A 3654-nucleotide genomic window follows, 5' to 3' on the forward strand; every position below is an offset into this window, starting at 1 on the left:
GCGGTTTTTACAATCCTGGATCTGTGCCGCCCATTGCTGCAACCGAACCTGTTCAGCAACCAAACTTGTTTGACTGCTCATAGCTAGACCTCCATAGGCGGTCAAAAAAGTTGAGTACTTAACTTTTTTGACTCTGTATAGTGTGAGACTATTATGGCAGAAAAGGAGTGGAGGAACAGGTACTTGCTATGGAGCGTTTACATATTATCTATTTCCTCATACGGATATGGGATTGGTGCATAAAAGATACGATTTTCCACATATTCATCAATCAATTTTTTCCCACATACTTTGCACACATCACTTTCTCTACCATCAAAGAATTCTTTTAAATATTGGATTTGCTTATCATCCTCTAATTCTGGCTGAGCTTTGACAACCTCATACGCCCCGCACTCACAAAATATAAACATTGTCACATACGGATTAAAGCCACAATTAGGACATGCAATTCCAAATATCCCCATCATATTAGCCATCATTGGATGTCCACATTGAGGACATCTTTTAGCACTAAATATGCAACTAATTATCAATTCCTTTCTATATGCTTTCCTCCATCCTCGCATTATATCTTTTTTGGCTTTTTTAAATCCTGCCATTATCAAATCTCTTTTTTTGACTTTCTGTTCATTTTCTACATAACCATTTTCTATTTTAGAATAACCAACGGATAAAGATAATCCAGAAAAAATACTTCCTTTACTTATTGCACTATTTACAACCGCTTCCAATTCCGCTCTTGTAATAGCGCCTCTTTTTCTTCTTAATTCAGCAAACTTATTGGTTAAGTTGGTATACAAATTATCAGCAATTATGTCTCCTGGGTCTTTGAATATGTAGTTTAGCCTAAGATACCTTCCGAATATTACCTTTGTATCTTTGCTATCCTTGAATAATGGTCTTACTTCTACCCTAACCTTATCAATAATATCTACATACTTTGACAAAGCAAAATTCGAAATAAGAGCATCCTTAACTTGCTTCTTTTTCTCGTCTGTTTCGTATGGATTTACTAAAACATTCACATAATCGTCCAAATATTCTTTAAAATTCTTTTCGTTTATTCGTATAGGAACAAAAGAAGTTAACACAAAAAAATTCTCTGTACTAGTGTTATCACTATTCAATGTTAGAAAATGTTCTAAAATATTTGCAAAATCGCTTTTCCCTATAACAGAACTTTTTAGCTGAATAAAAATATGCTTTTCCTTATTGAAAATCTCTATATCTTCTTCACCTCGCACTTTATACAAAAATCCACAATCTTTGTACCAAGACCAAAAATATCTGTAGAATGTAATTGTTCAAGCGCATAAATAGCTGCTACTGAATCTTGATTTTCTATCTTTGAGGTTGTTCTTCCACCAGTACTTTTTTTATCATAATAATTTCCCATTTGTTCATCACTCCTCGAATGTATATTTTTCTACCTCTTTCTCCGTATTTCTATATAGAATACTTTTTAAATAACATCTCAAAAAAATCACGAACCGTTTGTTTCATTTGCTGACTGTCCATAAACTCATAGCCGCCAAATCTATATACTTCATACCCTTTTAATTGTAATTTTCTCGTGTCAGCCATCATTTCAGCATATAGCTTTGGAGAAGAAATATCTCCCTCTGAATAATGTTGTTTACCATCAATTTCAATAACCACCCTTATACCATTGGATAAAAGCATTAAGAAATCCATGCGTTGATGTGTATATACTACATTACTTCCTCTCCAAGTCCTTGCATGAGGATCATAGTGTAAATATACTTGTGGAATTAGTGCCGGATACTCGTTCGCATTTTGATATATTGTATAATATTGAGTAGAAAAATCTTTTTCCGGTTGCGAATCTAAAGAATCAAGTAAACGCTTAAATAAATCTTTCTGAATATTTTCGCTTGCATGTGCAGAACCCCACCATTTTACAAGTGTGTTCCATAATAATCCATCTGCATTAGGCTCAAAATCATACAACAGACAATTGTCTGTATCTCCTACAATTTTTATATCATTAGCAATGGCATCATCAATAACTATATCTGGCTTTTTACCCAACGGAGCAAAAATAAGATTTTTCATATTGCTTTTTGCTGCTTGTCGCTTATATATTTTATAAATCAATTCATTTGATATTTTTCCCGATACAACCAACTCAAAGTCATCTGCGCCAATAATTTTATTAATTCCCTTTACATATTGAGTTTGTTCCTCACCTGTCCTAACTTCTGGATTAACCATTTTTTCAAGGAATTTGATTATCGAGTTGTCGCTAATATATTTTATTTGCAAAATATCAAGCAACATATCTTTATATGACATATCATCATTTATTACCACATGCTTAATTCATTAATAACAGATACTGCACAGACCATATCTGTCAGACACGCTTCTACTTTTTTATTGGGTTTTCCCTTATCCTTATAAACCCTGTTAAGATTATCAAAATACTGATATGGCTCATTTAAACTTTTCTGCACCCCTTGTAAGGCACTATATGTCTTATCAAGGATATACTGAAATTCCTGTTTTGCCTTCCACACTGTCCTCACTCCTTCCATTCCAAAATTTTATTTTAATTATAGCAAATAAACTTAACTTTTTGCTTTCCAGACTCCAGCATTTATTAACCTAAGTCTCAATGCACCATAGGTTATTTTGTATTTTTCAGAGTATTCATCTGAAATTGCCCTGAGATTATATCCAGCATTGATGTAATCCTGGACTAATTGAGTATTATCTATTCCCTCAATGTAGTTAGGACTCTTGGATCCCTTTGATTCTCTGATCTTTTTATGAAATGCTAATGTCTTAGCATTTTCTGCTATTAAACTCAATACAGCCTTATTCTGTTCAGCCAAGTCATCTATTTTTCTTATAGCTGTATCTGCTCTCTGTTTTTCCATTTCTAACTGCTTACGCAGATTGGCTATTGTCTTATCCTTCTCAGCTATCTGTTTGTTTTGTTGTTCTATCTGTGCATCTCTTTCAGACAGTTTCTTTTGACTGTCTAGGGATAAATTGAATGCCTCTCCCCTCTCTTTCATCAGCTCTCCCATAGCACCCTCCACAGCATTACTTTTTGCTTTCTCCTGTTCTAATTCTATTGTTAATTCTGTTTCTCTATCAGTTTCAGAAGTATATTCTACTTCCACATCAGAGTACCATTTCAAATAATCACTTAAACTTGAAAATGCACATGCCACTAAGGCAAGTGTACTTTGCAAAGTCTCTTTATCTAAGGGAATCTGCTCATCTGTTCCTATCTGTTTGTATAACTGATCAAACTCAGTGTAAACTCCTTCACACTGATGATGTATTTCCCTCAGTACTTCCACTGTCTTTTCATTCATGGCTTTCATGCTTACATTTTCTTTAAACATTCCCTATTTCCCCTCCCTTCTTTTTTAGTTTAGATACTATACCTAAACTTCTTTTCCTTATAAACTCCAGAGCTATAAAGTATCCTTTCAAAGCTCTCTGATTCAAAAGTTAACTGCTTTAAAATATTTCCAATTTCTTGAGTTTAGATACTATACCTAAACTTTAGATACTATACCTAAACTTCTTTTCCTTATAAACTCCAGAGCTATAAAGTATCCTTTCAAAGCTCTCTGATTCAAAAGTTAACTGCTTTAAAATATTTCCAATTTC

Annotated in this window: 5 protein-coding genes; all 5 read right to left on the reverse strand. The window is 33.5% G+C overall.

Annotated elements, in window-relative coordinates; translation table 11 throughout:
- Positions 1 to 197 precede the first annotated feature (197 nt).
- Genes DWZ16_RS15090 through DWZ16_RS15105 form a run of 5 tightly spaced genes read right to left on the reverse strand, consistent with a single transcriptional unit; the run spans position 198 to position 3383 of the window.
- Positions 198 to 1247 carry a hypothetical protein gene (locus tag DWZ16_RS15090; RefSeq protein ID WP_118523174.1) on the reverse strand — a complete coding sequence of 350 codons (1050 nt, stop codon included), beginning with the start codon at positions 1245 to 1247 and terminating at the stop codon, positions 198 to 200.
- On the reverse strand, positions 1226 to 1399 hold the full coding sequence (locus DWZ16_RS15640; protein ID WP_182427389.1) for a hypothetical protein: 174 nt from the start codon (positions 1397 to 1399) through the stop codon (positions 1226 to 1228). Before DWZ16_RS15640 ends, DWZ16_RS15090 begins: the two co-directional genes overlap by 22 nt.
- Positions 1400 to 1449: 50 nt before the next feature.
- Positions 1450 to 2337, reverse strand: coding sequence for a hypothetical protein (locus DWZ16_RS15095; RefSeq protein ID WP_118523175.1), 888 nt, complete (start codon positions 2335 to 2337; stop codon positions 1450 to 1452).
- Positions 2331 to 2543 (reverse strand): hypothetical protein, encoded by a 213-nt coding sequence (locus tag DWZ16_RS15100; RefSeq protein ID WP_118523176.1) that lies wholly within the window; start codon positions 2541 to 2543, stop codon positions 2331 to 2333. The genes DWZ16_RS15095 and DWZ16_RS15100 overlap by 7 nt, the downstream gene beginning before the upstream one ends.
- 51 nt (positions 2544 to 2594) lie before the next feature.
- Entirely contained in the window at positions 2595 to 3383 is a 789-nt protein-coding gene (locus tag DWZ16_RS15105) for a hypothetical protein (protein ID WP_118523177.1), read from the reverse strand.
- Positions 3384 to 3654 lie beyond the last annotated feature (271 nt).

Origin of the sequence: Clostridium sp. AF29-8BH, from assembly GCF_003478145.1 — a bacterium.
GTDB classification, from domain to species: domain Bacteria; phylum Bacillota; class Clostridia; order Lachnospirales; family Lachnospiraceae; genus Otoolea; species Otoolea fessa.